The organism is Streptomyces niveiscabiei (genome assembly GCF_033794345.1).
Taxonomy (GTDB): Bacteria; Actinomycetota; Actinomycetes; order Streptomycetales; family Streptomycetaceae; genus Streptomyces; species Streptomyces niveiscabiei.
In genome coordinates, this window is record NZ_JARAYJ010000005.1 from 69,966 (window position 1) to 96,726 (window position 26,761).

Genomic DNA, 26,761 nt, shown 5'->3' on the forward strand with positions numbered 1-26,761 from the left:
CTGTTCAGTCCTCCGACGAATCGTCGTCGTCCCCGCCGCCCGCCTTCGGTGGCCTCGGGGGGCGCGTCTTCTCGTTCGGGTCGTTCGGGTCGCGGCGGCGCAGGTAGCGCTCGAACTCGCGGGCGATGGCCTCGCCGGACGCCTCCGGCAACTCGGCCGTGTCGCGGGCCTCTTCGAGCGTCTGGACGTACTCGGCGACCTCGGTGTCCTCGGCCGCGAGCTGGTCCACGCCGACCTGCCAGGCGCGCGCGTCCTCGGCGAGCTCGCCGAGGGGGATGCGGACGTCGATGAGGTCTTCGAGGCGGTTGAGGAGCGCCAGCGTCGCCTTCGGGTTCGGGGGCTGCGACACGTAGTGCGGGACGGCCGCCCACAGCGACACCGCCGGTACGCCCGCGTGCGTGCACGCCTCCTGGAGGACGCCGACGATGCCCGTCGGGCCCTCGTACTTGGTCTCCTCCAGGTCCATCCGGCGCGCGAGGTCCGGATCGGACGTCGTCCCGCTGATCGGCACCGGACGTGTGTGCGGGGTGTCACCGAGCAGCGCGCCCAGGATCACCACCAGCTCGACGCCCAGTTCGTGCGCGAAGCCCAGCAGCTCGTTGCAGAAGGACCGCCAGCGCATCGACGGCTCGATGCCGCGCACCAGCACCAGGTCCCGCGGCTTCTCGCCGCCGATCCGCACGACCGACAACCGCGTCGTCGGCCACGTGATCTTCCGCACGCCGCCGTCCATGAACACCGTGGGGCGGTTCACCTGGAAGTCGTAGTAGTCCTCGGCGTCCAGCGCCGCGAACACCTCGCCCTTCCACTCCCGCTCCAGATGCATGACGGCGGTGGAGGCGGCGTCGCCGGCATCGTTCCAGCCCTCGAACGCGGCCACCATGACTGGGTCGATCAGCTCGGGAACTCCCTCCAGCTCGATCACCCAGCGCCTCCTTCCGACGTGCCCTCGCCTGACCACCCAACCTTACGGCGTGCGGCAAGGGCGCCCGCAGCCCCCTTCCACGGGGGAGTGAACGGATCACTGCCCCGTCCGGAGCCCTCGGACACCCCTGACCGCAAACGTACAGAAACCGGTTTCACAGACTCGCCCGCAGCCACTGCTCCACGCTCGCGATGTGCACCGTCGCCCACGACCGCGCCGCCTCCGCGTCCCGGTCCCTGAGCGCCTCCAGGATCGCCCGGTGCTCGTGCAGGGTCCGCGCCACCGCGTCCTCCTGCGTCAGGCCCCGCCAGATCCGGGCCCGCGTCGTCGGCCCCGACAGCCCGTCCAGCAGCGAGCACAGCACCGAGTTACCGGCGCTCTGCACGATCCCCCGGTGGAACTCCAGATCGCACGCGACCAGCTCCTCCACCGAGGGCCCGTCGCCGAGCCGGTCCAACTGGGCGCTCAGCGCGTCGAGTTGCTGCTCGCTGATGCGCAGCGCCGCCATCGCCGTCGCGGCCGGCTCCAGGATGCGGCGCACCGCGAGGAACTCCAGGACGGTGTCGTCGCGGTGGAAGTCGACGACGAAACTCAGCGCCTCCAGCAGGAGTTGGGGGTCCAGGCTGGTGACGTACGTGCCGTCGCCCTGGCGCACGTCCAGGATGCGGATCAGCGACAGCGCGCGCACCGCCTCCCGCAGGGAGTTCCTCGACAGGCCCAGTTCCGCGGCGAGTTCGCTCTCCTTCGGCAGCCGGTCGCCGGGGCGCAGCGCACCCGAGACGATCATCCCCTTGATCTTCTCGATCGCCTCGTCGGTGACTGCCATGCCGGCCTCCCATGCGTGCGTGTTTCCGACACCCCAGACATCGGAGGTCTAGCGGCCATTATGAGGGTTCAGACGATCAGTGACTCCAGATCCGCGACCACCGAACACTCGTCCAGCGTGGTCAGCGCCCGCCCCCGCATCAGGACCCTCCCGTCGACGACCGTGTCCCGCACGTCGTCGGCGCGCGCCGCGTACGCCAGCGTCGACCACGGGTCGTGCCGAGGCCGCAGATGCGGGCCGGACAGGTCCACGACGACGAGATCCGCCCGCTTGCCCGCCTCCAGCGACCCGATCCGCTCCCCGAGCCCCAGCGCCCGCGCACCCCAGCCGGTCGCCATCCGTACGGCCTGCTCGGCACCCACCGCCGTCGGGTCCCCGCCCGCCTTGTGCACCAGCGCGGCCTGCCGTACGGCACCCAGCACGTCCAGCGCGTTGGAGCTGACCGCGCCGTCCGTGCCGAGCCCGACGGTGACGCCCGCGCCGAGCAGCCTCGGTACGGGGGCGATCCCGCAGCCCAGCTTCAGGTTCGACACGGGGCAGTGGGCGACCGAGGTGCCGGTGCGGGCCAGTGCCGCGATCTCCGGGCCGGTCAGGTCGACGGCGTGCGCGAGCAGGACGTCCGGGCCGAGGAGACCGAGGGAGTCCAGCAACTCCACCGGGCGTTTCCCGTACTTGACCTCGACGGTCGCGACCTCGGTGGCGTTCTCCGCCGCGTGGATGTGGACCAGCGCGCCGAACTCCCGCGCCAGAGCGAAGACGTCGGTGAGCTGGGCGGGGGAGAGGGTGTAGGCGGAGTGGGCGAAGACGACAGGGCGGACGCGGGTATGGGCCTCAAGATCCTTACGCGCCCAGGTAGTTCGCGCCTCGAACGCCATCCCGTCCGGCGGCTCGGGGACGTCCATGAACGTCGGCCCGGTCAGCAGCCGCCAGCCCGCCTCCCGCGCGACCCGCTCGGCCGCCTCGTGGAACCAGTACATGTCGAGCGCGGTGGTGACCCCGGCCCGGATGGACTCGGCCGCCGCGAGCCGCACCGCCGCCGCCACGTTCTCCGGCGTGAGAAGCTCCGCCTCCCACTTCAACACCCGCTCCAGGAAGCCCTGGAGCGTGACGTCGTCGGCACGGCCGCGCAGCAGCGTCATCGCGAGGTGGGTGTGCGTGTTGACGAACCCCGGCAGGACCAGACACCCCGAGGTGTCGATGAACTCCCGGGCCTCGTAACGCCGTTGCAGTTCCTCGGCGGGACCCACGGCGACGATCTCGCCGTCGTGGACCGCAACCGCCCCTTCGGGTACGACAGTTCCGGCGTCGTCCACCGTCAGGACGTCACCCCCGTGCACCAACAGGTCGACACTCACCGGGAGTTCTCCTCCGCCAGCAGCCGCAGCGCCTCCAGCGAGACCACGGCACCCCGCTCGACGCCCTGCGCGACGACGTCCCGGTGCGGGTCGTACACGCTGGTGCCCTCCTCGTCGACCAACTCGTCGGCGTTCGCGCCGTCCACGACCAGGACGCCGCCCGCCGTCAGGCCCCGCAGCGACGCCGTGACCAGGAGGGCGGAGAGCTCCATCTCGATCGCGGCGAGGCCGACGCCGGTGTACGCGAACAGGGGGAGGTGGCCCGGCTGGAAGGCGGCACGAGTCCACACGATGCCCCGGTGGTGCGGGGCGCCGGTCTCGCGGGCCGCCCGCTGGAGGGCGAGGACCGCCTCGGGGGCCGCGAACGCCGGGTACTCCGGCGGCAGGAGCTGCTGGGTGACCCCGTCGTCCCGGACCGCCGCCTCGGCGATCACCAGATCGCCGTCCGCGATCCCCGGCTTCATCGCACCCGCCGTACCGAACCGCAGGATCGTCCGCACCCCCGCGTCCGCCAGCTCCTGGAAGAGGAGGTTCGCGCCCGGCGCGCCCACCCCGTGCGAGGCGACGACGACCGGCAGGCCCTTCCAACTCCCGCTGAAGACACGGTACTCACGCTGGTACGACACCTCCGCCGCCCCGTCGAGCAGCTCGGCGACGACCCCGGCGCGCGCCGGGTCGCCGACGACGACCGCGTGAACGGGCAGGCCGGTACGGGGAATTCGGGTGACCGGCAGGAGATCCTGCGTCATGAGACGGCTCCAGGAGAAGGGGTACGGCGACGGCGGCGGGCCGTCGACAGGAACAGGGCGCCGAGCGTGACGACGTACGGCGCGGCGTCGGTGGCCTGCTGGGGGAGGCCGACGCCTTGGAGACGGAAGCCGACCGCCTCCGCGAGGCCGAACAGCAGCGCCGCCAGCAGCACACCGACCGGCAGCGCACGGCCCAGCATCACCGCGACGACCGCGATCCAGCCACGGCCCGCCGTCATGTTCTCGGTGAACAACGTGACGTTCCCCAGGGCGAGTTGGGCGCCGGCCAGTCCGCACAGCACGCCCGACAACAGTACGGCCCCGTACTGGTACTTCGCCGGGCTGACCCCCAATGTCGCGGCGGCGTCCGGGGATTCACCCACGCCGCGCAGCCTGAGGCCCCACACGTGCCGGGACAGCACGAGCGCGGCCACGGCGACCGCGAGCCACGACAGGTACGTGAGCGGGGTGAACCCCCCTGCCAGGGGAAGGCCGTTGAGGCTCGGGTCGCTGAACGTGCCCTGCACGCCGAAGACCGTGCGCAGCAGGAAGCCCGTCAGGCCGACGGCGAGGAGGTTCATGGCGATGCCGAGCACCACCGCGTCACCCTTCAGCGTCACCGCGCCGACCGCGAGGACCAGCGAGTACGCCGCCGCCGCGAGAGCCGCCGCGAGGACGCCGAGCCAGGGGCTGCCGGTGAACCAGCTCGTGGCGACCGACGTGAAGCAGCCCAGCAGCATCATGCCTTCGAGGCCGATGTTGAACACACCCGCGCGCTCGCAGATCGCCCCGCCGAGGGCGGCGAGGAGGATCGGGGTGAGGGCGCGCAGGGCCGACATCAGGAGGTCGGAGTCGAAGAACATCAGACGGCCTCCGCTTTCGGGGACTTCTCGGCCGGGCCCGGCTTCCCGGACGGCCGCACCTTCCTGAACAGCCGTTGCGGGAACCGGAGTCGGGCCGCCAGGAATACGATCACGATCGCTTGCAGCACCTGCGTCAGCTCGCGCGGCACCTCCGTCGTCCGCTCCATCGCGAGCCCTCCGACCTGGAGGACCGCGAAGAAGAATGCCGCGATCACCGTGCCGACCGGGGCCGCCGTCGCCAGCAGCGCCGCCGTGAGCCCCGTCCAGGTGTAGCCCGGCGCGGTCAGCGAACCGTCCACGAAGCGGTACGGGAAGCTCAACACCCCGATGGCGCCCACGAGTCCGGCGAGCGCACCCGAAACGGACATCAACTTCAGCGTCAGGCCCGCCCGTTCGACCCCGGCGTACGCGGAGAAACGGGAGTTGAGCCCCGTCATGCGGATCTCGTACCCGAACGCCGTCCGCCGGTCCGTGAACCAGTAGGCCGCCGCCGCGAGGACGACCAGGACCAGGCCGACGGTGACCGTCGAGTCCCCGAACGCCGGCAGGGACACGCCGTCCGGGAACGCCCGCGTCTGGGGGAGGCTGGAGCCCGGCTCCTTCAGCGGGTGCCGGGCCAGGTACGAGGCCAGCGACACCGCCGGATAGCTCAGCAACAGGCTGCTGACCAGCAGCGGGACACCGAAGCGGTTCTCGCAGAGGGCGGCCAGCACGGCGTACCCGGCGCCGACGGCCATCCCCGCGAGGAGGGCCAGGACGACGGTCAGCGGTGCCGGGAGCGGGGAGTACAGGGCGGTGGCCGCCGCCGTGATGCCGCCCAGCACCAGCTGTCCGTCGCCGCCGAGGTTGATCAGCCCGGCGCGCAGCGGCACGGCCAGCGCGAGGGCGAGGCCCAGGACGCTGGTCGTCGTGGTGAGGGTGGCACCGATGCCGTCCGCGCCGAGCGCGCCGGTCAGGACGGCGTCGTAGGCGGTCAGGGGGTCGGAGCCGGTGCCGAGGAGGAAGAGGGCGCCGATGAGGAGACCGGCGAGGACGGAGGAGGTGACGGGGGAGCGGAGGGTTGCGGTGAGGCGGTCGACAGTCATATCAGATGCCCACACCCTCGTCCGCGCCCTCGTCCGTACCCCCGCGTGCACCCGCGCTCACAGCCGCGCCGCTCCCGCCTGCCATCGCCAGCCCCAGCATCCGCTCGTCCGCCTCTTCCTTCCCGTACGACGCCGTCACCCGCCCCTCGTACATCACCAGCACCCGGTCCGCGAGCCCCCGGATCTCGCTCAGCTCGGCCGAGACGAGGAGCATCGCGTGCCCGGCGTCCCGGTACGCGATCAGTTGGTCGTGGATGTTCTGCACGGCCCCGATGTCGACGCCCCGGGTCGGCTGCTCCACCAGCAACAGGGGTGCCCCGTGGGCGAGTTCGCGGCCGATGAGGAGCTTCTGGAGGTTGCCGCCGGACAGGGAGGAGGCCGGCGCCGAGGTGGCCGCCGTCTTCACGCCGAACCGCTCGACCAGCGTGCGCGCGTGTTCGCGGACCGCGCCGGGCGCCAGCAGGCCGCGCCGGGACAGCGAGGTGCGGTGGTGGCCCATCGCGAGGTTCTCGGCGACGCTCGCCGCAGGCGCCGTACCGACCGCGTGCCGGTCCTCGGGGACGTACGCCAGCCCGTGCGCCCGGCGTTCGGCGGCGGACGCGTGCGTGAGGTCGCGGCCCCGGACGGACACGCGTCCTCCGGTCACCGGCCGCAGCCCGGCCAGCGCCTCGACCAGCTCGCTCTGCCCGTTCCCGGCGACACCGGCGATCCCGACGATCTCCCCGGCCCGGACCGCGAGGTCCACATCGTGGACGCCTTGAGCGGAGAGACCGCGTACGTCGAGCACCGGCTCACCCGGCGTCCCCGCCGCGTGCACCCGGTCCAGCTCGACCGCCCGGCCCGTCATCGCGGCGGCGATCTCCCGCGCCGACGTCTCCGCGGTGACCAGCCGCGACACGACCCGCCCGTCCCGCAGGACCGTCACCCGGTCCGAGGCCGCCAGCACCTCACGCAGCTTGTGCGTGACGAGGATGACCGAACGCCCTTGCCCGGCAAGGGACGTGAGGACGGCGAACAGGGCGTCCGCCTCCGCCGGGGTCAGTACAGCCGTCGGCTCGTCGAGGATCAGCGTGCGCGCACCCCGGTGCAACAGCTTGAGGATCTCCACGCGTTGCCGCAGCCCGACCGGCAACTCCCCGACCCGCGCGTCCGCTTCGACCGCGAGGCCGTGCTCCTCGGCCAGCTCCCGCACCCGGCGCCGGGCGGCGTTCCGGTCCACCAGGCCGAAGCGGCGCGGCTCGGCGGCGTACACGACGTTCTCCGCGACCGTCAGCGAGTCGAACAGCTTGAAGCTCTGGTGGACCATGCCGAGCCCGGCGGCCATCGCGTCGGACGGGTTCGCGAAGACGACCTCGCGGCCGTCCACGCGGATCGTCCCGGCGTCCGGGCGCAGCATGCCGTACAGCACCGACATGAGCGTCGACTTGCCCGCGCCGTTCTCACCCATCAGCGCGTGGATCTCACCGTGCGGGACGGCCAGGTCGACGGAGTCGTTGGCGAGCGTGCCGGGGAACCGCTTCGTGATCCCCCGCAGCTCGACAGCGACCGGCGCCTCAGCTCGCGGCGGGGTCATCGACGGTCAGCTCACCGGAGACGATCTGGTCGCGCAGGGCCTTCACCTTGGTCAGCACGTCCGGATGCCGGGCGATCACGCACTTCGAGTCGGCCACCCCGGCCTCCAGGCCGGTCAGGCTGATGCCGCCCTCCTTCAGGCCGTACGACACGGTCGTGCCCGCCTTGCCGCCGAGCACCGCGTCGATGCCCTTCTGGACGGCGATGTCGGTGCGCTTGATCACGTTGTCCACGACCGTCCCGGGGGACGAGACGCACTGGTTCACGTCCACGCCGTACGCGAACGCGCCCTTGGCCTTCGCCGCCTCGAAGACGCCGTAGTTCCCGGCCGCAGCCGCCGCCATCAGCTGGTCGTAGCCCTGCGAGAGGAGCGTGTTCGCCTGCTCCTTCGCGCGCGCCGAGTCGTCGAAGGGGGACTGGCCGCCGACGAACCGCGTCCCCGTGGACGTCTTCGGCGCGACCTTCTTGGCGCCGGCCGCGAACGGGTCGCTGTAGCGGCGGAACTGCGGGGTGTCGAGGACGTCGACCGCGCCGACCTTCCCGGACTTGGACAGCAGGCCCGCCTCGGCGCCCGCGAGGTAGACGCCCTCGTGCTCGCGGAAGACCGCGCAGCTCACGTTCTTGTACGTCTTCGGCGTGCACGCGTCGACGATCAGGAACTGCTGGCCCGGGTTCTTCTGCGCCTGCTGGGCGACGATGTCCGCGAACTCGAAGCCGACCAGGACGATGACGTCCGGCTTCGCGTCCACGGCCGCCTGGACGTTCTGCTGCTGAGACGCGGTGTCCGTGGACTGGTACACCTTCTGTGAGCCGCCGTGCTCCTTCGCCGCCGCCTCGACGCCGGTGACCGCGAGCTTCAGGAACTCGTTCTGGCCCACCGCGTCCGGGGTGACCAGCGTGAACGACTTGCCGGAAGTGCCGGAGGCGTCGGTGTCCTTCTTCGCGGCGGCGTTGCAGGCGGTCGCGAGCAGGACCGTACCGGCGGCGAGCGCCGTGAGCTGGAGGGTGCGGCGAGGTCTGCGGGGCATCGGGGGAGCCTTCCGGGTATGGCGAGCGGCACTCCGCGGGGGCGACGGTGCCGGGCCGCGAGAGCGCTGGGGGAGAGGGGTCGTGCGAGCGGTGTGGGGGAAGGGCTCAACCGCGACAGCGGTCGCCGCGGCACCGGCCGAAGTCCAGGGAACGGCGCTTCGTGAGCAGGGGCACGTCTCCTCCTTCGTCTCGGCCGGGGGAATCGGTGGTGGACTGTACCACTGGGTCTCGGCCAACGGACAGACCGTCTCGAACTGTGGTTCTTCGAGGTCATGTACGGTATCGGACACCGACAGGACCCCCAGGAGCGATCCCTCATGTCCCAGGAACTGCGTGCCGTCGACTGGACCGGATCCGGTCTCGCGCTGATCGACCAGACTCTGCTGCCGCACCGCACCGCGACCATGGACGTCCGCGATGTGGACACCCTGGTCGACGCGATCAAGCGGCTCGTCGTCCGGGGCGCTCCCGCGATCGGCGCCGCCGGGGCGTACGGGGTCGCCATCGCGCTGATCCAGGGCGAGCGCGAGGGGTGGACCGACCTCCAGATCCTGGACGCCGTCGCCCGCATCCGCGAGGCCCGGCCCACCGCCGTGAACCTGATGGTCTGCGTCGACCGCGTCATGACCCGGTTCGCCGAAGGGCTCGACGCGGTCCTCGAAGAAGCCGCCGCCGTCCAGCGCGAGGACGTCGAGGCGAACCACGCGACGGGCGTCCACGGCGCGGACTGGCTGATCAAGAAGACCGGCGTCGACCGGCCGCTGCGCATCCTCACCCACTGCAACACCGGCGCGCTCGCCACGACCGGCTGGGGCACGGCGCTCGGCGTCATCCGCGAACTCCACGCGCGCGGCCTGGTCGAGGTCGTGTACGCCGACGAGACGCGTCCCCTGCTCCAGGGATCGAGGCTCACCGCCTGGGAGCTGGTCCAGGAGGGCATCCCGCACTACGTCCAGGCGGACGGCGCCGCCGCCGGGACCATCCTGCGCGGCGAGGTCGACGCGGCCGTCGTCGGCGCCGACCGCATCGCCGCCAACGGCGACACCGCGAACAAGGTCGGCACGGTCGGCGTCGCCCTCGCCTGCGCCGACGCCGGGATCCCCTTCCTCGTCGCGGCCCCCACGACCACGGTCGACCTCGCCACGGCCACCGGCGACGACATCCACATCGAACTCCGGGGCGAGGACGAGGTGTTGGAGTGGGGCGGCATCCGCACGGCCCCCGCCGAGTCGCGCGGCCACAACCCGGCGTTCGACGTGACCCCGGGCCGCCTCGTCACCGGACTGGTCACGGAACGCGGGGTGTTGGAGGTCTCGGCGGGCGAACTCCCGGGCGAGCGCCTCAAGTAGACAGGGCATCAAAAAGGGAGGGGGCCGTTTCGCGGGCTCCCTCCCTTTTCGACGCCTCGGATCTCAGCGCCGGGCCAGCTCCAACTCCAGCAGCCACTCCACGACTTCGGTGTGGTGCCGAGCCTGACGCGGGTCCGCCCCCCACACGTACAGCCCGTGCCCCGCCACGACGACCGCCGGCATCGAGGGGTTCCGCGCCTCCTCAAGACGGTCGCCCAGCTCCTTCATGTCCTGGCTGTTGGCGATGACCGGCAGGATCACCTCGACGTCGTGCGCGGGCTGCCCCACGCCCTTCAGCATCTCGACGTCCCGGAACGGAATCCCGCCCGGCTTCCGGTGCCCCATCGTCACCGACGCGACCGTGTGGACATGGACGACCGCCCCGGCACCGGTCAACGCCGCGACCCGCGCGTGGAGTTCGGCCTCGGCGGACGGCTTCCCGCCCTGCACGGCCGCCCCCTGCCCGTCCACCAACACCACGTCGGCGGGCGTCAGTTCACCCTTGTCGTGCCCGCTCGCCGTCACCGCGAGCCGCAGCGGATCGCGGGACAGCACGACCGACAGGTTGCCGGACGTCCCCCGCATCCACCCGAAGGAGGCGAACCGGGCGGACTCGGCGGCGAGCACGGCCCCCGCCTCGTGGAGGTCCTGCGCGGTGATGTCGGCGGTCATGTCGTGCTCCTGGAAACGGTGATCTCGTCGAAGGACCCGGCCTGCGCGTGGTCCCCGACGCCTTGCTCGAAGTACGGCTCCCCGGGCCGCCGGATGCCGACGGCGTGCCACCCGGCCTCGCGGGCCGCGTCCAGCTCGCCGGGCCGGTCGGAGAGGAACAGGAGCCGGGACGGCTCGACCCCGGCCGCCGAGGCGATACGGCGGTAGGACGCCGCTTCCTGCTTGGGCCCGGCGTTCTCCGTGTCGTACAGCCCCGAGGTCAGCGGCAGCAGATCGCCGTCCGGCGTCGAGGAGAACCACGCCCGCTGCGCCGCGACCGACCCCGAGGAGTAGACGTACAGCCGGACACCGGCCGCGTGCCAGGCCCGCAGCGCCGGGACGACGTCGTCGTAGAAGTGCGAGACGAGGTCGCCCCGCGCGAAACCCTCCGACCAGATGATCCCCTGGAGGGTCTTCAGCGGCGTCGCCTTGCGGTCCTCGTCCAGCCACGCGTTCAGCGTCTTCTCGACCGCGGCGGCATCGGCGTCCGGCTCGCCGGACACCTCACGGACCTGCGTGATCGCCCGCGCGACGGCCGGCTCGTCCGCCCGCTGGGACAGCAGTTCCGCGAACCGGTCACGCGAGTACGGGTACAGCACGTCCACCACGAACCCCGTCGCGCTCGTGGTGCCCTCGATGTCGAGCACCACGGCGTCGACGGCGTACCGGAGCGTCACGCGACGTACCCGGCGGCGATCGTGTCGTAGTCCGGGAAGCGGGACGCGATCGTCGAACCGGTGAAGTTGCCGATCCAGCCGTCCTCCTCGTGGAAGAAGCGGATCGCGGTGAACGAGGGGCTGGTGCCCATGTCGAACCAGTGCGTCGTCCCGCGCGGCACGCCCAGCAGGTCGCCCTTCTCGCAGAACACCGCGTGGACCTCGCCGTTCACGTGCAGGTAGAAGATGCCGGAGCCGGAGACGAAGAAGCGGACCTCGTCATCGTCGTCGTGCGTGTGCTCCTGGAGGAACTTCTCGCGCGCGGCCTTCGCCTTCGCCGGGAACTCCGGGTCGTCGCTGGGGTGCAGACCGAGGACGTCGACCGTGGTGAAGCCTTCCTCCGCGGTCAGCTTCTCGATCTCCGGTCCGTACGCCGAGAACACCGTCTCGCTGTCCGCGTCGAACGGCACGTCCTCGCGGATCGGCCACTGCTCGTAGCGCACGCCCAGCGGCTTGAGCGCCTCGGCGATCTCGGCGGGGTCGGAGGTCCGGCGGATCTGGGTCTCGGGGCCGGATTCGGACCAGGTGGTCAGGAGGGTCATGACAGCAGCTCCAGGATCTGTCTGGAAGGGCCGGTCCGTCCGGATGCCGAGACGGGCTGCGGACGGTCGGGGCGGAAAGGGGCAGGTGCCGGTCCCGCGATGGTAACTCCAGGCCGGACGATCACCCCGTGTGACGTAGTCGTTGTCTCATTCCGTGAGAATCCCCTTTTACGCCTTTGACGTATGGCTGAAACCGTTCACATCATCTGTCTATGAAGACGCTGCTGCTCGTGCGGCGGCTGTACGTGGACTTGCTCCGGTCGACCACAGCCAGCTGTCGCTGACCGCTCCCGGAGCCCTCGACTCCTCGCCTCCCCCGGCGCGCGCCCCATGGCGCGTTTCTTTCGCACCACCCGTACCTGGAGCCCCTCATGTCCCGTACCCGCCTGCCTCTCGCCGCGCTCTCGCTGGTGTCCGTCTCGGCCCTCGCGCTGAGCGCCTGCTCCCAGTCCTCGGACGCCTCCACCAAGGCGGGCGGCGACACGGCCGCCTCGGCCAAGGCCGCCACCGGCAAGAAGCCCGCGCCCTTCGCCTCGGGCGCGGTCAAGGTGGCCCTGGTCCGCCAGAGCGGCGCCGGCGACTACTTCGAGCAGTGGGGCAACGGCGCGAAGGCCCAGGCCAAGGCGCTGGGCATCGACCTGACGGTGTACGACGCGCAGGCCGACAACGCCAAGCAGGCCACCGACCTCTCCTCCGCGATCAACTCCGGCGCCAAGGCGATCATCGTCGACCACGGCTTCCCGGCGACGATCCAGCCGGAGATCGACGAGGCCGTCAAGAAGGGCGTCAAGGTCGTCGTCTACGACGTGGAGACCGCCACCAAGGGCGTCGTCACGACCCGGCAGAACGACGCGAGCATGGCCCAGGCCGTCCTGGACGTCATGGCGAAGACCCTCGGCAAGAACGCCAAGGTCGGGTACGTCAACGTCGCCGGGTACGCCGCCCTCGACAAGCGGGACTCCGTCTGGAAGACCGAGGTCACCGCGCAGGGCTGGAAGCAGGCGTTCAAGGTCGGCAAGGTCACCGACTCCACCGCCACGGACAACGTGCCGCTGGTCTCCGCCGCGCTGACCCAGAACTCCGACGTCACCGGCGTCTTCGCGCCCTACGACGAGCTCGCCAAGGGCACCGTCCTCGCCGTCCAGAACAAGAAGCTCCAGGACAAGGTCAAGGTCTTCGGCGCGGACGTCTCCAACGCGGACATCCAGCAGATGACCGCCGCCGACAGCCCGTGGGTCGCCACCGCCGGCACGGACCCGTCCGCCGTCGGCGCGGCGGTCGTCCGTACGACGGCCCTGGAACTGGCCGGGCAGCTCGGCAGGACCACCGTCGAGTTCCCGGCGGTCGCCATCACCCAGGACTTCCTGCGCGAGAAGAAGATCGCGAACATGGACCAGCTGCGGGCGGCGCTGCCGGCGCTGAACCTGTCCCAGGTGTCGACCGCGGACTGGATCGCGAATGTCGCCCACTGAGACACCGGCTTCTACGGGGACACCGGCCGTCGGTCTCACCGACGTCAGCATGGCGTTCGGCGGCAAGACCGTCCTCGCCTCCGTCTCCCTCGACATCGCCCCCGGCACCGTCGTCGCGCTGCTCGGCGCGAACGGCGCCGGGAAGTCGACGCTGATCAAGATCCTGTCCGGCGTGCACGCGGGACACGGCGGCGAGGTACGGGTGGCGGGGGACCCCGTCGCCCTCCAATCCCCGTCCGCCGCCCGCAAGTTGGGGATCCAGACCGTGCACCAGCGGATCGGTGAGGGCATCGTCCCCGGCCTCTCCGTCGCCGAGAACCTCGTCTTCGAGGAACTCGCCCAGCAGCGCGGCAACCCGTTCCTCAACGGCCGCCGTACGCTGGCCCGCGCCCGCGAGATCCAGGCCGGACTCGGCCTCGACTGGAGCGACGCCGTCCTCAAGCGCGACGTCACCGAACTCGGCATCTCCGACCGCCAGTTGCTGATCCTGGCCCGCGCGCTGGCGACCCGCCCCCGCCTCCTCATCCTCGACGAACCGACCTCCGCGCTCTCCGCCGCCGAGGCCGAACGCCTCTTCGCGCTGGTCGAGAGGATGCGCGCGGACGGCATCGCCGTGCTGTACGTCTCCCACCGCCTCGGCGAGATCGACGCGCTCGCGGACCGTCTGGTCGTCCTGCGGGACGGCCGTCTCACCGAGGACCAGGCGAAACCGTTCGACTGGGACGCCGCCCTGCGCGCGATGCTCGCCCAGGAGCAGGAGGCGACGACCGCGCGCCCGGAACGGGAGGGCGTCTCCGGTGACGTGGCCCTGTCCTTGCGCGGAGTCCGTCTCTTCCCGGGGCAGAAACCCCTCGACCTCGACCTGCGCGCCGGTGAAGTCACCGGCGTCGTCGGCCTGTTGGGCGCCGGCAAGACCGAGCTGGCGCGCGGCCTGTTCGGCGCGGAACCCTTCCTCGCGGGCGCCGTCGACCTGGACGGCAAGCCGTACGCGCCCCGCCGCCCCGCCGACGCGATCCGCGCCGGCGTCCACCTCGTCCCCGAGGACCGGCACGCCGACGCGCTCGTCCCCGGCTGGTCGGTCGCCCAGAACGTGTCGCTGCCGTTCCTGAAGTCCCTGTCCCGCCTGGGCCTCCTCCAGGGCTCGAAGGAGGACGCGCTCGGCCGCGACACCATCGCCGCCCTCGGCGTCGTCACCCGCGACGAGCACAGCAGCGTCGAGGAGCTGTCCGGCGGCAACCAGCAGAAGGTCGTCGTCGGCCGCTGGCTCGCCGAGACCCCGCGCGTCCTCATCCTGGATGAGCCGTTCCGAGGCGTGGACATCGGGGCGCGCCGCGACATCGGCCGCCGCGCCCGGCAACTCGCCGCCGAGGGAGCCGCCGTCCTCGTCCTGTCCGCCGACGTCGACGAGATCCTGGAGACCGCCGACCGGGTCGTCGTCCTCGCGGGCGGCGAGGTCCACCTCGACGCGTACGGCGACGACGCGCAGCGCGACCGCGTGATCCAGACCATCTCGGCGTCCGTCTGACGCTCGCCTCGCCGAAGGAAGCAGCCCTCCATGACCACCACTCAGAGCACCGAGGTCCGCGCGGTGACGGCGATCCCGTCCGCGGCCTCCACCGCCCTGCGCGTCCAGAACGCCGTCATCAAGTACGGGTTCATCTTCGTGACGGTCGCGCTGTTCCTGTACTTCGCGCTGAGCGAGGGCTCCTTCCGCGAGTCGGCGACCCTCCTCGACACGCTGCGGTACGTGTCCGTCGCCGCGATCCTCGGCCTCGGCGTCACCCTCACCATGGCTGTCGGCGGCATGGACATGTCCGTCGGCGCGGTCGCCGGGCTCGGGGTGTCGGTCGCCGCGCAGACCATGGTCGTCCACAACCAGGTCGGCGCGGTCGCGATCGTCGCCGTGCTGATCGCGGGCGCGCTCGCCGGTCTGCTGAACGCGCTGCTGATCGTCGTCCTGAAGATCCCCGACATGCTGGCCACGCTCGGCACGATGTTCGTCATCCAGGGCAGCAAACTGATCCTCGTCGACGGGCAGTCGATCACGCCGGGCATGACCATGTCCGACGGCTCGACCGCGCCCGGCAAGTTCACCGCCGGGTTCCTGAAGATCGACCGGGGGACCGTCTTCGGCATCCCGATCTCCGTCCTCATCTTCGGCGGGCTGACCGTCGCCGCGTGGGTGTTCCTCGCCCGCACCCGCTGGGGACGCGTGCTGTACGCCATCGGCGCGAACCCCGAGGCGTCCCGGCTGGCCGGCATCCGCGTCGGCGCCTACCGCGCGCTCGCGTACGTCATCTCCGGGGTCCTCGCGTCGGTCGGCGGGCTGATCCTCGCCTCCCGCATCGGGCAGGGCGACGTCAGCGCCGGTACCTCGCAGCTCCTGGAGGCCGTCGCCGTCGCGCTCGTCGGTACGTCGGTGCTCGGCCGGGGGCGGCCCAACGTGTGGGGGACCGCGCTGGGCGCCGTCCTCATCGGCATCATCACCACCGGGCTCACCATCAAGGGCCTGCCGTACTACACACAGGACGTCGTCGAGGGCGCCGTGCTCATCCTCGCGCTCGTCTTCAGCTTCACCCTGTCCAAACGCCGTACCGCATGAGGGAGTTCTGATGGGTTACCGCATCCTGGAGACCGAGGACATCCCGGCGTACCTGCGGGAGCGCGGCCACTGGGAGGGGGCTGCCGACCCCGGGGTCCGCGAGGTCTCCGACGGCAACATGAACCGGGTCTTCCTCGCGTCGTCCGCCGACGGCAGCCGCAGTCTCGCCGTCAAGCAGGCGCTGCCCTGGGTGCGGGTCGCCGGGCCCTCCTGGCCGATGAACCCCGACCGCGCGGACGCCGAGGCGCGCGCGTACGAGCAGGTCGCGAAGGTCGCCCCCGACAAGATCCCCGCGATCCTCGGCTACGACCCCGAGAACCACGCCCTCGTCATGGAGGACATGTCCGACCTGGAGGTCCTGCGCACGCTCCTCAACGAGGGCGCGTCCTACGGTACGGAGACGTCGGCGCGGATCGGCGAGTTCGTCGCGCAACTCACCTTCACCACCAGCGACTTCGGGATGCCGTCCGCCGAACGCAAGGCCCTGGTCGCCGCGTCGGTCAGCCCCGAGCTGTGCAAGATCACCGAGGACGTCGTCCTCTCCGAGCCGTACATCGAGCACGAACACAACCACTGGCTCCCGGAGTTGACGGACCTCGCCGCCGCCTTCCGCGCGGACGGGGTGCTCCGCACCGAGGTCGCCGACCTCCGCCACACGTTCATGACCAGCGCACAGGCGTTGTTGCACGGCGACCTCCACACGGGCAGCGTCATGGTGGGGGAGCGGGACGGCTCCCACGTGGTCCGCGTCTTCGACCCCGAGTTCTCCTTCGTCGGCCCGATCGGCTACGACCTCGGCCTGTACTGGGCCAACGCCCTCGTCTCGGAGGAACGCGCCCGCGCCCTCGGCCGGTTGACCGACCACGCCGACCAACTCCGCCTCTCCTGGGAGGCGTTCGAGGCGGAGTTCCGCCGCCTGTGGCCGACCCGGGTCGACACCTTCTTCGACGACGCCTACTTGGACCGCTTCCTCCACCGGATCTGGACGGAGTCGGTCGGCTACGCCGGCACGGAAATCATCCGCCGCATCATCGGCTTCGCCCACCTGACCGACCTCACAACCCTCCCCGACCCGGCCCCGGCCTCCCGCAGGGCCCTCCTCCTGGGCCGCGAACTGATCGTGCGCCGCGAGGAGTTGCGCGACGTGGAATCGGTACGTCAACTGGTGGCCTCGCTGGCCTGACCCGCCTCGCTCTCCTGGAACCACTCCTCACCGGCGGCCCACTGCCGCACCCAGTCGATGAACCACGGTCGGCTGTGCGGCATCGCACCCTCGCCGGTGACGAGCCAGACCCGCCCGCGCTGCGGGCCGGTGACGACGAGGTGCCAGTCCATCCCGCACCCGTCCGTACCCAGGTTCAGCGAACCGTGGTGGACGACCCCCTCGATCCCTTCGACGGCGGCGTCGGGGTCCTCCTCCCACACCCACATCCCGGTGAGCGGGAAAGGCGCGGCCAGCCGCTGACCCTCGGCGCTCTCGGCGAGCCCCACCCACCCGTACTCCGGCGGACCCTGGAAGGAGCCGTCCGCGATCTCCGCCACGAGCGTGCGGAACGGCTCCGGCAGCACCACATCGTGCGCCTCCTCGAACCGCCGCACCTCCTCCCAGCCCAGCGGTGACGTGTCTTTGCCGAACGACTCCCGCAGCATCGCGAGGTCTTCCGGGTCGGCCTTCTCGGTGTCTGTCCCCATGCCTCATGGGTAACACCCGGCACTGACAACCGGGTACGCGAAAGGGGTGGCACCCGGAGACGAAGCCGGAGGTGCCACCCCTTTCGGGCCGTACCGGTTACTTCTTGTCGAGCAGGTCCTGAACCTTCGCCCGTACCTCGTCCGTGGCGAGCCCACGGATCGTCAGGGTCGTGCGGCGGCGCAGGACGTCGTCCTGGGTCTCGGCCCACTCGTTGTCGCGGGCGTAGACGACCTGGGCCCAGATCTCGGGGGCGTCGGGGTGGACGCGCTCCGCCAGCTCCGGGTTCTCGTTCGCCAGGCGGGCGATGTCGAAGGCGAGGGAGCCGTAGTGGGTCGCGAGGTGCTTCGCCGTGTCCGCGGCCATGCGGGGGCCGGGGGCCGGGTTGTCGACGAGGAGGCGGTGGGCGACCGCGCGGGGGTTGGCGACGCCCGGGAGGGGCAGCTTCTTCGGCAGGGAGGAGATCGGCTCGAAGTCGTCGCCCAGCGGGTGGCCCGGCAGGGACTCCAGCTTCTGCATGACCGTACGGCCGATGTGCCGGAACGTCGTCCACTTGCCGCCCGCGACGGACAGCATCCCGCCGCGCCCCTCGGTGACGACGGTCTCCCGCTTCGCCTTGGCGGTGTCGCCAGGGCCGCCGGGCAGGACGCGCAGGCCCGCGAACGCGTACGTGATGTTCTCGCGGGCGAGTTGCTGGTCCCGGACGGAGAACGCGGCCTCGTCGAGGATCTGCGCCGTGTCCTTCTCGGTCACGGACACGTCCGCCGGGTCGCCCTCGTACTCCTCGTCCGTCGTCCCGAGGAGCAGCATGTCCTCCCAGGGCAGCGCGAACGTGATGCGGTACTTGTCGATCGGCGTCGCGAGCGCGGCCTTCCACGGGGAGGTCCGCTTGAGGACGAGGTGCGCGCCCTTGGAGAGGCGGATGGAGGGCGCCGCGTTCGGGTCCTCCATCTTGCGCAGGTGGTCCACCCAGGGGCCGGTCGCGTTGAGGACGAGACGCGCGTTGACCCCGAACTCGTCACCGGAGACCCGGTCCTTGAGGTCGGCGCCGGTCACCCGGCCGTTGGTGAACCGCAGGCCGGTGACCTCGGCGTGGTTGAGGACGGCCGCGCCCGCCTCGACGGCGCCGCGCACCGTCATCAGCGCCATGCGCGCGTCGTTCATCTGGTCGTCGCCGTACACCGCGACGGCCTTGAGGTTCTCGGTGCGCAGCTCCGGCACGTCCTGCGCCGCCTTCGCGGGGGACAGGAGGTGGCCGACGCCGTCGCCGAACGCGGAGAGCGCGGAGTAGGCGAACACGCCCGCCCCGAGCTTCGCCGCGCCGTGCGGGCCGCCCTTGTAGACGGGCAGGTAGAACGTGAGCGGGTTCGCCAGGTGGGGGGCCACCTGACGGGACACCGCGCGCCGCTCGAAGTGGTTCTCCGCCACCAGCTTCACCGCGCCGGTCTGCAAGTAGCGCAGACCGCCGTGGAGCAGCTTGGAGGAGGCGGAGGAGGTGGCGCCGGCGAAGTCGCCGGCGTCGACCAGCGCCACCCGCAGACCGGACTGCGCGGCGTGCCAGGCGGTGGAGATGCCCAGGATGCCGCCGCCGATCACGAGGAGGTCGTACGACGCCTTGGAGAGCTGTTCCCGGGTCTCGGCGCGGCTCGGGTTGGAGCCGGAGGCCGGGCGCGTCCCCAGGGCAGGCACGGTCTGGAGGGTGGGCTGACTGGTCATGTCGGGTTCTTACTCCTCATCAGAGCTCGAAGCGGGGGGTTCGCTTCAGCTCTCGTCCTCGATCCAGCCCATGGTCCGCTCGACGGCCTTGAGCCAGGTCTTGTACTCACGGTCGCGGGTCTCCGCGTCCATGCGGGGGGTCCACTCGGCGGCCCGGCGCCAGTTGGCGCGCAGGTCGTCGGTGCTGGTCCAGAAGCCGACGGCGAGGCCGGCGGCGTAGGCGGCGCCGAGGCAGGTCGTCTCGGCGACCATCGGGCGCACCACCGGCGCGTCCAGGAAGTCCGAGAGGGTCTGCATCAGCAGGTTGTTGGAGGTCATGCCGCCGTCGACCTTGAGGGCCGCGAGCTCGACGCCGGAGTCCTTCGTCATGGCGTCGGTGATCTCACGGGTCTGCCAGGCCGTGGCCTCCAGGACGGCGCGCGCGAGGTGCGCCTTCGTGACGTACCGGGTGAGGCCGGCGATCACGCCGCGGGCGTCGGAGCGCCAGTGCGGGGCGAACAGGCCGGAGAACGCCGGGACGAAGTAGGCGCCGCCGTTGTCCTCGACGGACAGGGCGAGCGTCTCGATCTCGGCGGCGGTGGAGATGAGGCCCATCTGGTCGCGCATCCACTGCACCAGCGAACCGGTGACCGCGATCGAGCCCTCCAGGGCGTAGACCGGGGCCTGGTCGCCGATGCGGTAGCCGACCGTGGTGAGCAGCCCGGAGTACGAGTTGATGATCTTCTCGCCGGTGTTCATCAGCATGAACGTGCCGGTGCCGTACGTGGACTTGGCCTCGCCCTCGGAGAAACAGGTCTGGCCGAACAGGGCCGCCTGCTGGTCGCCGAGCGCGGAGGCGACCGGGATGCCGCCGAGCAGCTCGCCGAGGGAGCCGCCGGTGACCTCGCCGTACACCTCGGCGGAGGAGCGGATCTCGGGCAGCATCCGCATCGGCACGCCGATGGACTCGGCGATCTTCTCGTCCCACGCGAGGGTGTGCAGGTTCATCAGCATCGTGCGGGAGGCGTTGGTGACGTCGGTGTAGTGCTTGCCGCCGTTGACACCGCCCGTCAGGTTCCAGATGACCCAGGTGTCCATCGTGCCGAAGAGGATGTCGCCCGCCTCGGCGCGCTCGCGCAGGCCCTCGACGTTGTCGAGCAGCCAGCGGGCCTTGGGGCCGGCGAAGTAGGAGGCCAGCGGGAGGCCGGTCTCGCGGCGGAAGCGGTCCTGGCCGACGTTGCGGCCCAGCTCCTTGCAGAGGGCGTCCGTGCGCGTGTCCTGCCAGACGATCGCGTTGTGGACGGGCTCACCGGTGTTCTTGTCCCACAGCAGCGTCGTCTCGCGCTGGTTGGTGATGCCGATGGCCTTGATGTCGTCGCGCGTGATGCCCGCCTTGGCGATGGCGCCGGCGACGACCTCCTGGACGTTCGTCCAGATCTCGTTCGCGTCGTGCTCGACCCAGCCCGGCTTCGGGAAGATCTGCTCGTGCTCCTTCTGGTCGACCGAGACGATCCGGCCGTCCTTGTCGAAGACGATGCAGCGGCTGGAGGTGGTGCCCTGGTCGATCGCGGCGATGAACGGGCCGGTGGTGTGGGAGTCGGTCACTGTCTGCTCCTGGGATTCCGTGGTTATGGGGCTTGACGATCGGCGTTCGCCGAGAGTTTCGAAAACCCGTACCTCGTACGGGTGAAACCCGCGGCTGTCAGACGAACGCGACGTTGTAGAGACCCGCGGCGAGAGCGGCGCCGACGAGCGGGCCGACCACCGGGATCCAGGCGTAGCCCCAGTCGGAACCGCCCTTGTTGGGCAGCGGCAGGAGCGCGTGCACGATGCGCGGACCGAGGTCACGGGCCGGGTTGATCGCGTAGCCGGTCGGGCCACCGAGGGACAGACCGACCGCGACGACCACGAAGGAGGTGATCAGGGCGCCGACCACACCGAGGCCCTTGCCGCTGTCGTTGAGGCCCTGCGCCAGGATCGCGATCACCAGGACGAACGTACCGATGATCTCCGTGGCGAGGTTCTGCCAGACCACCCGGATCTCCGGGCCGGTGGAGAAGATGCCCAGGACCGGGCCCGCGCCCTGTTCCCGCGCCTCGACGGCCTTGGTGGCCGTCGCGTCCGTGTCGCCGACGATCTCCTTGTCGGTGAGGTGCGCGTGGAAGTGGCCGTAGTAGGCGATCCACACCAGGGCCGCGCCGATCATGGCGCCGAGCAGCTGCCCGCCCCAGTAGACCGGGACGTCGCTCCAGTCGATGCCGTCCTTCTTGAGCGCGAGCGCCAGGGTCACGGCCGGGTTGAGATGCGCACCGGAGAGCGGTCCGGTGGTGTAAGCGGCTGTCAGAACGGCGAAACCCCACCCGAAGGTGATGGCGAGCCAGCCGGCGTTACGGGCTTTCGAGCCCTTGAGTACCACGGCCGCGACCACGCCGCCGCCGAGCAGGATGAGCAGGGCGGTACCGATGGTCTCGCCGATGAAGATGTCGGAGCTGGACACCCGCGACTCCTTTGTCCTTCGTCCAGGGGAAGCCGAACCCCGGGTCCCTCCGGGAGTTCCGTGCCCTCGGGGTGAGAGCGATGCCGGCCCTTGGCACTGTCACACTCTAGCGCGTATTGCCGGTAGGTGTTCGACAATGCCGACCGATGGACGGGAGTCTTGTCGCGGCGTGACGCGTGAGTCAAGAGTTCTGTTATCGGAAACGCGATCGTTATTGATAGTCATGGGTTATTGATCTTCGCGAGATCGGCCCATGTCTGACCGTTTATGTCCGGATCAGGGTATGCCGAGAACCGGAACGTCGCCCGACGTCCCGGTGGCCTCTCACGTACTTCTCAGACCCCGCCCGCACGCATCAGAACCTGCCCGCACCCAGATCCCGCGACACCGCACGCGCGCAGTCCCGCACCGACGCGATCAGCTCGGGCCGCAGCTCGCCGTCCGGACACACCCGCTCCACCGCGCCGGTGATCCCCACCGCGCCCACCGGCATCCGCCGCCGGTCGTGGATCGGCGCCGCGACCGACGCGACGCCCTCCCAGGTCTCCTCCACGTCCGCCGCGTACCCACGCGCGCGCGTGATGTCGAGGACCTGCTCGAACACCTTCGGATCGCACACCGTACGGTCCGTGAACGCCCTGCGCTCCGAATCCAGCGCCTCGCTGTGCGCGACCGGGTCGTACGCCGACAGCACCTTGCCCAGCGCCGTCGAGTGCAGCGGCTGCATCGCCCCGATCTCCAGCACCTGCCGGCTGTCGTCCGGCCGGAACACGTGGTGCACGATCAGCACGCCCTGCTGGTGCAGCACCCCCAGGTGCACGCTCTCGCCGCTCGCGCGCGCCAGATCGTCGGTCCACACCAGCGCCCGCGCGCGCAGCTCGTGCACGTCCAGGTACGTCGTCCCCAGGCGCAGCAGCTCCGCGCCCAGCTGGTACCGCCCCGACGCGTCGTCCTGCTCCACGAACCCCTCCTGCTGGAGGGTCCGCAGGATGCCGTGCGCCGTGCCCTTCGCCAGCCCCAGGGCCGAGGCGATGTCCGACAGGCCGAGCCGCCGCTCGCCGCCCCCGAGGAGCCGCAGCATCGCGGCTGCCCGTTCGAGCGACTGGATGTTCCGTGCCATCGCCGTCCTGCCTCCGTCCCCTTCGACCGCCGTACGTCCACACCGGCCGCGCTCCCATGGCCCAACCTCAGCCACGGTTCGACAATGCCGAACACTACCGGTCCATGTCGACCTCCTGCCAACGACCGTCACCCGCGTGTTCCCCCGTATTCCACCCCCCGGAGCCCCCGAAGTATCCCCACATCCAGACGAACCGGATCCCCACCCCCACGAAACCGGCCGGAAGCGACACCCCCGCGCCCCCGTGAACCCCCCGGCCGGACGAGAATCACTCGACCCCCGCGGTCCGTCCCCTGGAACGACCTGACGGCGGACCCCCGGTCCCCGCTACCCTGGCCCCAAAGCCGACAGCCGTCGCACCTGAGGGAGCCCTTACATGGCCTCTGTGCCGCTGACCCCTTCCGCCGACAGCCGGACCCGTGTGTCCGCGCTCCGAGAGGCGCTCGCCACCCGCGTGGTGGTCGCCGACGGAGCGATGGGCACGATGCTCCAGGCCCAGGAGCCGACCCTGGAGGACTTCCAGGACCTGGAGGGCTGCAACGAGATCCTCAACCTCACCCGCCCGGACATCGTCCGCTCCGTCCACGAGGCGTACTTCGACGCCGAGGTCGACTGCGTCGAGACCAACACGTTCGGCGCCAACTTCGCGGCCCTCGCCGAGTACGACATCCCCGAGCGCGTCCACGAACTCTCCGCGGCGGGCGCCAGGATCGCCCGCGAGACCGCCGACGCGTACACCGCGCGCGACGGCCGCCAGCGCTGGGTGCTGGGCTCCATCGGCCCCGGCACGAAACTCCCGACCCTGGGCCACGTCGCGTACACGACGATCCGGGACGCGTTCCAGCAGAACGCCGAGGGCCTCATCGAGGGCGGCGCCGACGCCCTGATCGTCGAGACCACCCAGGACCTCCTCCAGACGAAGGCCGCCGTGATCGGCGCCCAGCGCGCCCGGGAGCTCGCCGGCCTCGACGTACCGATCATCGTCTCGGTCACCGTCGAGACCACCGGCACGATGCTGCTGGGCTCCGAGATCGGCGCCGCGCTCACCGCGCTGGAGCCCCTCGGCATCGACATGATCGGCATGAACTGCGCGACCGGCCCGGCCGAGATGAGCGAGCACCTGCGCTACCTCGCCCGCAACGCCCGCGTCCCCCTGTCGTGCATGCCGAACGCCGGTCTGCCCGTGCTCGGCAAGGACGGCGCCACCTACCCGCTGACGGCCCCCGAGCTCGCCGACGCCCACGAGACGTTCGTCCGGGACTACGGCCTGAGCCTGATCGGCGGCTGCTGCGGCACCACCCCCGAGCACCTGCGCCAGCTCGTCCAGCGCGTGCGGGGCCTCACCCCCACCCCCCGCGACCCGCGCCCGGAACCCGGCGCCGCGTCCCTGTACCAGACCGTCCCGTTCCGCCAGGACACCGCGTACATGGCGATCGGGGAGCGCACCAACGCCAACGGCTCCAAGAAGTTCCGCGAGGCCATGCTGGAGGCCCGCTGGGACGACTGCGTCGAGATGGCCCGCGAGCAGATCCGCGAAGGCGCCCACATGCTGGACCTCTGCGTGGACTACGTCGGCCGCGACGGCGTCGCCGACATGGACGAACTCGCCGGCCGCTTCGCCACCGCCTCGACCCTCCCGATCGTCCTGGACTCCACCGAGGTGGACGTCATCCAGGCGGGCCTGGAGAAGCTCGGCGGGCGCGCGGTCATCAACTCGGTCAACTACGAGGACGGCGACGGCCCCGAGTCCCGCTTCGCGAAGGTCACCAGGCTCGCCCGGGAACACGGCGCCGCCCTGATCGCCCTGACCATCGACGAGGAGGGCCAGGCCCGCACCCCCGAGAAGAAGGTCGAGATCGCCGAACGCCTCATCGACGACCTCACCGGCAACTGGGGCATCCGCGAGTCGGACATCCTCATCGACACCCTGACCTTCACCATCTGCACCGGCCAGGAGGAGTCCCGCGGCGACGGCATCGCCACCATCGAGGCGATCCGCGAACTCAAGCGCCGCCACCCCGACGTACAGACCACCCTCGGCCTGTCCAACATCTCCTTCGGCCTCAACCCGGCCGCCCGCATCCTCCTGAACTCGGTCTTCCTCGACGAATGCGTCAAGGCGGGCCTGGACTCCGCGATCGTCCACGCGTCGAAGATCCTCCCCATCGCCCGCTTCAGCGAGGAGGAGGTCACCACCGCCCTCGACCTCGTCTACGACCGCCGGACCGAGGGCTACGACCCCCTCCAGAAACTGATGGCCCTCTTCGAGGGCGCCACCGCCAAGTCCCTCAAGGCCGGCAAGGCCGAGGAACTCGCCGCCCTGCCGCTGGAGGAACGCCTCAAGCGCCGCATCATCGACGGCGAGAAGAACGGCCTGGAGGCCGACCTCGACGACGCCCTGACGACCCGCCCCGCCCTCGACATCGTCAACGACACGCTCCTGGACGGCATGAAGGTCGTCGGGGAACTCTTCGGCTCCGGCCAGATGCAGCTGCCGTTCGTCCTCCAGTCCGCCGAGGTCATGAAGACGGCCGTCGCCCACCTCGAACCCCACATGGAGAAGACGGACGCCGACGGCAAGGGCACCATCGTGCTGGCCACCGTCCGCGGCGACGTCCACGACATCGGCAAGAACCTCGTCGACATCATCCTGTCCAACAACGGCTACAACGTCGTCAACCTCGGCATCAAACAGCCCGTCTCCGCGATCCTCGACGCCGCCGAGGAACACAAGGCCGACGTCATCGGCATGTCCGGACTCCTCGTGAAATCCACCGTGATCATGAAGGAGAACCTCCAGGAGCTGAACCAGCGCGGCCTCGCCGCCAGCTACCCCGTCATCCTCGGCGGCGCCGCCCTCACCCGCGCCTACGTCGAACAAGACCTCCACGAGCTGTACGAGGGCGAGGTCCGCTACGCCCGCGACGCCTTCGAGGGCCTGCGCCTCATGGACGCCCTCATCGGCGTCAAGCGCGGCGTCCCCGGCGCCGCCCTGCCCGAGCTGAAACAGCGCCGGGTCCGCGCCACGGCCGCCGTACAGACCGAGGAGCAGCCGGCGGAGGAAGGGCACGTCCGCTCGGACGTCGCCATCGACAACCCCGTACCGAAGGCCCCCTTCCAGGGCACCCGCATCATCAAGGGCATCCCCCTCAAGGACTACGCCAGCTGGCTCGACGAGGGCGCCCTCTTCAAGGGGCAGTGGGGCCTCAAGCAGGCGCGCGCGGGCGACGGGCCGACGTACGAGGAACTCGTCGAGAACGAGGGCCGGCCCCGCCTGCGCGGCCTCCTCGACCGGCTCCAGACCGACAACCTGCTCGAAGCGGCCGTCGTGTACGGGTACTTCCCGTGCGTCTCCAAGGACGACGACCTGATCATCCTCGACGAGCAGGGCAACGAACGCACCCGCTTCACCTTCCCCCGCCAGCGCCGGGGACGGCGCCTGTGCCTCGCCGACTTCTTCCGCCCCGAGGAATCCGGGGAGGTGGACGTCGTCGGCCTCCAGGTCGTCACCGTCGGAAACCGCATCGGCGAGGAGACCGCCAAGCTCTTCGAGGCCAACGCCTACCGCGACTACCTCGAACTGCACGGCCTGTCCGTCCAGCTCGCCGAGGCCCTCGCCGAGTACTGGCACGCCCGCGTGCGCGCCGAACTCGGCTTCGGCGGCGAGGACCCCGCCGAGATCACCGACATGTTCGACCTCAAGTACCGCGGCGCCCGCTTCTCCCTCGGCTACGGCGCCTGCCCCAACCTGGAGGACCGCGCGAAGATCGCCGAACTCCTCCAGCCCGAACGCATCGGCGTCCACCTCTCGGAGGAGTTCCAGCTCCACCCCGAGCAGTCCACCGACGCGATCGTCCTCCACCACCCGGAGGCGAAGTACTTCAACGCCCGCTGACCCCTTCTGCCCGCTGACCCGCTGAACCCTCCGGCCCGCCACGGCGTCTGTAAGGACCCGGGACCCGG

General features: G+C 70.9%; 22 protein-coding genes. 6 read left to right on the forward strand and 16 right to left on the reverse strand.

The genetic code is table 11. The features are described from left to right. Positions 1-4: 4 nt before the first annotated feature. The 8 genes from PV682_RS08575 to PV682_RS08610 all read right to left on the reverse strand — a co-directional run bounded on the left by PV682_RS08575 (position 5) and on the right by PV682_RS08610 (position 8,403). Positions 5-925: a PAC2 family protein gene (locus PV682_RS08575; protein WP_319725738.1), complete on the reverse strand. Its 921-nt coding sequence runs from the start codon at positions 923-925 to the stop codon at positions 5-7. 154 nt (positions 926-1,079) lie between these two features. Continuing rightward, positions 1,080-1,751: a FadR/GntR family transcriptional regulator gene (locus PV682_RS08580; RefSeq protein WP_055723049.1), complete on the reverse strand. Its 672-nt coding sequence runs from the start codon at positions 1,749-1,751 to the stop codon at positions 1,080-1,082. A gap of 68 nt (positions 1,752-1,819) precedes the next feature. Beyond that, entirely contained in the window at positions 1,820-3,106 is a 1,287-nt protein-coding gene (locus PV682_RS08585; RefSeq protein WP_319725741.1) for an amidohydrolase, read from the reverse strand. Next, positions 3,103-3,855, reverse strand: a complete 753-nt coding sequence (locus PV682_RS08590) for a nucleoside phosphorylase (protein WP_319725743.1) — start codon at positions 3,853-3,855, stop codon at positions 3,103-3,105. The genes PV682_RS08585 and PV682_RS08590 overlap by 4 nt, the downstream gene beginning before the upstream one ends. Further along, positions 3,852-4,718, reverse strand: a complete 867-nt coding sequence (locus PV682_RS08595) for an ABC transporter permease (RefSeq protein ID WP_319725744.1) — start codon at positions 4,716-4,718, stop codon at positions 3,852-3,854. Before PV682_RS08595 ends, PV682_RS08590 begins: the two co-directional genes overlap by 4 nt. Beyond that, on the reverse strand, positions 4,718-5,803 hold the full coding sequence (locus tag PV682_RS08600; RefSeq protein WP_319725746.1) for an ABC transporter permease: 1,086 nt from the start codon (positions 5,801-5,803) through the stop codon (positions 4,718-4,720). Before PV682_RS08600 ends, PV682_RS08595 begins: the two co-directional genes overlap by 1 nt. A gap of 1 nt (position 5,804) precedes the next feature. After that, the gene (locus PV682_RS08605; protein WP_319725749.1) at positions 5,805-7,376 is read right to left on the reverse strand and encodes an ABC transporter ATP-binding protein; all 1,572 of its coding nucleotides are present in this window, start codon (positions 7,374-7,376) and stop codon (positions 5,805-5,807) included. Beyond that, positions 7,357-8,403, reverse strand: coding sequence for a BMP family ABC transporter substrate-binding protein (locus PV682_RS08610; RefSeq protein ID WP_319725751.1), 1,047 nt, complete (start codon positions 8,401-8,403; stop codon positions 7,357-7,359). The genes PV682_RS08605 and PV682_RS08610 overlap by 20 nt, the downstream gene beginning before the upstream one ends. Positions 8,404-8,721: 318 nt before the next feature. Here PV682_RS08610 and mtnA point away from each other — a divergent pair, with 318 nt between their 5' ends. Next, on the forward strand, positions 8,722-9,753 hold the full coding sequence (gene mtnA / locus PV682_RS08615) for an S-methyl-5-thioribose-1-phosphate isomerase (RefSeq protein ID WP_319725753.1): 1,032 nt from the start codon (positions 8,722-8,724) through the stop codon (positions 9,751-9,753). A gap of 63 nt (positions 9,754-9,816) precedes the next feature. On the opposite strand, the gene mtnB is transcribed toward mtnA, so the two are convergent. The 3 genes from mtnB to PV682_RS08630 are packed head-to-tail and all read right to left on the reverse strand — an operon-like array spanning position 9,817 to position 11,722. Further along, a complete protein-coding gene (gene mtnB, locus PV682_RS08620; protein ID WP_319725755.1) occupies positions 9,817-10,425 on the reverse strand; it encodes a methylthioribulose 1-phosphate dehydratase in 609 nt (202 codons plus the stop codon). Further along, positions 10,422-11,141, reverse strand: coding sequence for an acireductone synthase (gene mtnC / locus PV682_RS08625; protein ID WP_319725757.1), 720 nt, complete (start codon positions 11,139-11,141; stop codon positions 10,422-10,424). Before mtnC ends, mtnB begins: the two co-directional genes overlap by 4 nt. Continuing rightward, positions 11,138-11,722 carry a 1,2-dihydroxy-3-keto-5-methylthiopentene dioxygenase gene (locus tag PV682_RS08630; protein WP_319725759.1) on the reverse strand — a complete coding sequence of 195 codons (585 nt, stop codon included), beginning with the start codon at positions 11,720-11,722 and terminating at the stop codon, positions 11,138-11,140. The genes mtnC and PV682_RS08630 overlap by 4 nt, the downstream gene beginning before the upstream one ends. 371 nt (positions 11,723-12,093) lie before the next feature. Here PV682_RS08630 and PV682_RS08635 point away from each other — a divergent pair, with 371 nt between their 5' ends. From PV682_RS08635 to mtnK, 4 genes are read left to right on the forward strand one after another with little or no spacing between them, the layout of a single operon-like run. Beyond that, on the forward strand, positions 12,094-13,194 hold the full coding sequence (locus tag PV682_RS08635; RefSeq protein ID WP_319725761.1) for a substrate-binding domain-containing protein: 1,101 nt from the start codon (positions 12,094-12,096) through the stop codon (positions 13,192-13,194). Then, positions 13,181-14,719, forward strand: coding sequence for a sugar ABC transporter ATP-binding protein (locus PV682_RS08640; protein ID WP_319725763.1), 1,539 nt, complete (start codon positions 13,181-13,183; stop codon positions 14,717-14,719). Before PV682_RS08635 ends, PV682_RS08640 begins: the two co-directional genes overlap by 14 nt. Positions 14,720-14,749: 30 nt before the next feature. Further along, a complete protein-coding gene (locus PV682_RS08645) occupies positions 14,750-15,796 on the forward strand; it encodes an ABC transporter permease (protein WP_319725766.1) in 1,047 nt (348 codons plus the stop codon). 10 nt (positions 15,797-15,806) lie between these two features. Further along, positions 15,807-16,979, forward strand: a complete 1,173-nt coding sequence (mtnK, locus tag PV682_RS08650) for an S-methyl-5-thioribose kinase (protein WP_319725767.1) — start codon at positions 15,807-15,809, stop codon at positions 16,977-16,979. Here mtnK and PV682_RS08655 read toward each other — a convergent pair. The 5 genes from PV682_RS08655 to PV682_RS08675 all read right to left on the reverse strand — a co-directional run bounded on the left by PV682_RS08655 (position 16,955) and on the right by PV682_RS08675 (position 22,798). Then, positions 16,955-17,488 carry an SMI1/KNR4 family protein gene (locus PV682_RS08655; RefSeq protein WP_319725770.1) on the reverse strand — a complete coding sequence of 178 codons (534 nt, stop codon included), beginning with the start codon at positions 17,486-17,488 and terminating at the stop codon, positions 16,955-16,957. The two genes, mtnK and PV682_RS08655, sit on opposite strands and share 25 nt — an antisense overlap. A 97-nt stretch (positions 17,489-17,585) precedes the next feature. Continuing rightward, the gene (locus PV682_RS08660) at positions 17,586-19,202 is read right to left on the reverse strand and encodes a glycerol-3-phosphate dehydrogenase/oxidase (protein ID WP_319725773.1); all 1,617 of its coding nucleotides are present in this window, start codon (positions 19,200-19,202) and stop codon (positions 17,586-17,588) included. A gap of 45 nt (positions 19,203-19,247) precedes the next feature. Next, positions 19,248-20,786 carry a glycerol kinase GlpK gene (gene glpK, locus PV682_RS08665; protein WP_319725776.1) on the reverse strand — a complete coding sequence of 513 codons (1,539 nt, stop codon included), beginning with the start codon at positions 20,784-20,786 and terminating at the stop codon, positions 19,248-19,250. A gap of 97 nt (positions 20,787-20,883) precedes the next feature. Then, on the reverse strand, positions 20,884-21,678 hold the full coding sequence (locus tag PV682_RS08670; protein ID WP_319725778.1) for an MIP/aquaporin family protein: 795 nt from the start codon (positions 21,676-21,678) through the stop codon (positions 20,884-20,886). Between the two features lie 355 nt (positions 21,679-22,033). Beyond that, positions 22,034-22,798, reverse strand: coding sequence for an IclR family transcriptional regulator (locus PV682_RS08675; RefSeq protein WP_319725781.1), 765 nt, complete (start codon positions 22,796-22,798; stop codon positions 22,034-22,036). A 376-nt stretch (positions 22,799-23,174) separates the two neighbouring features. Between PV682_RS08675 and metH the strand changes: the two genes are divergently transcribed. Further along, positions 23,175-26,693 carry a methionine synthase gene (metH, locus tag PV682_RS08680; protein WP_319725783.1) on the forward strand — a complete coding sequence of 1,173 codons (3,519 nt, stop codon included), beginning with the start codon at positions 23,175-23,177 and terminating at the stop codon, positions 26,691-26,693. Positions 26,694-26,761 lie beyond the last annotated feature (68 nt).

Bases quoted from the DNA above. Each gene is read 5' to 3' on its own strand.
- PV682_RS08640 (WP_319725763.1), top strand. From the start codon at position 13,181: ATGTCGCCCACTGAGACACCGGCTTCTACGGGGACACCGGCCGTCGGT.
- PV682_RS08595 (WP_319725744.1), bottom strand. From the start codon at position 4,718: ATGTTCTTCGACTCCGACCTCCTGATGTCGGCCCTGCGCGCCCTCACC.
- PV682_RS08600 (WP_319725746.1), bottom strand. From the start codon at position 5,803: ATGACTGTCGACCGCCTCACCGCAACCCTCCGCTCCCCCGTCACCTCC.
- PV682_RS08580 (WP_055723049.1), bottom strand. From the start codon at position 1,751: ATGGCAGTCACCGACGAGGCGATCGAGAAGATCAAGGGGATGATCGTC.
- PV682_RS08645 (WP_319725766.1), top strand. From the start codon at position 14,750: ATGACCACCACTCAGAGCACCGAGGTCCGCGCGGTGACGGCGATCCCG.
- PV682_RS08660 (WP_319725773.1), bottom strand. From the start codon at position 19,202: ATGACCAGTCAGCCCACCCTCCAGACCGTGCCTGCCCTGGGGACGCGC.
- PV682_RS08610 (WP_319725751.1), bottom strand. From the start codon at position 8,403: ATGCCCCGCAGACCTCGCCGCACCCTCCAGCTCACGGCGCTCGCCGCC.
- mtnK (WP_319725767.1), top strand. From the start codon at position 15,807: ATGGGTTACCGCATCCTGGAGACCGAGGACATCCCGGCGTACCTGCGG.
- mtnB (WP_319725755.1), bottom strand. From the start codon at position 10,425: ATGACCGCCGACATCACCGCGCAGGACCTCCACGAGGCGGGGGCCGTG.
- PV682_RS08630 (WP_319725759.1), bottom strand. From the start codon at position 11,722: ATGACCCTCCTGACCACCTGGTCCGAATCCGGCCCCGAGACCCAGATC.
- PV682_RS08675 (WP_319725781.1), bottom strand. From the start codon at position 22,798: ATGGCACGGAACATCCAGTCGCTCGAACGGGCAGCCGCGATGCTGCGG.
- PV682_RS08635 (WP_319725761.1), top strand. From the start codon at position 12,094: ATGTCCCGTACCCGCCTGCCTCTCGCCGCGCTCTCGCTGGTGTCCGTC.
- mtnA (WP_319725753.1), top strand. From the start codon at position 8,722: ATGTCCCAGGAACTGCGTGCCGTCGACTGGACCGGATCCGGTCTCGCG.
- metH (WP_319725783.1), top strand. From the start codon at position 23,175: ATGGCCTCTGTGCCGCTGACCCCTTCCGCCGACAGCCGGACCCGTGTG.
- PV682_RS08605 (WP_319725749.1), bottom strand. From the start codon at position 7,376: ATGACCCCGCCGCGAGCTGAGGCGCCGGTCGCTGTCGAGCTGCGGGGG.
- PV682_RS08590 (WP_319725743.1), bottom strand. From the start codon at position 3,855: ATGACGCAGGATCTCCTGCCGGTCACCCGAATTCCCCGTACCGGCCTG.
- PV682_RS08655 (WP_319725770.1), bottom strand. From the start codon at position 17,488: ATGGGGACAGACACCGAGAAGGCCGACCCGGAAGACCTCGCGATGCTG.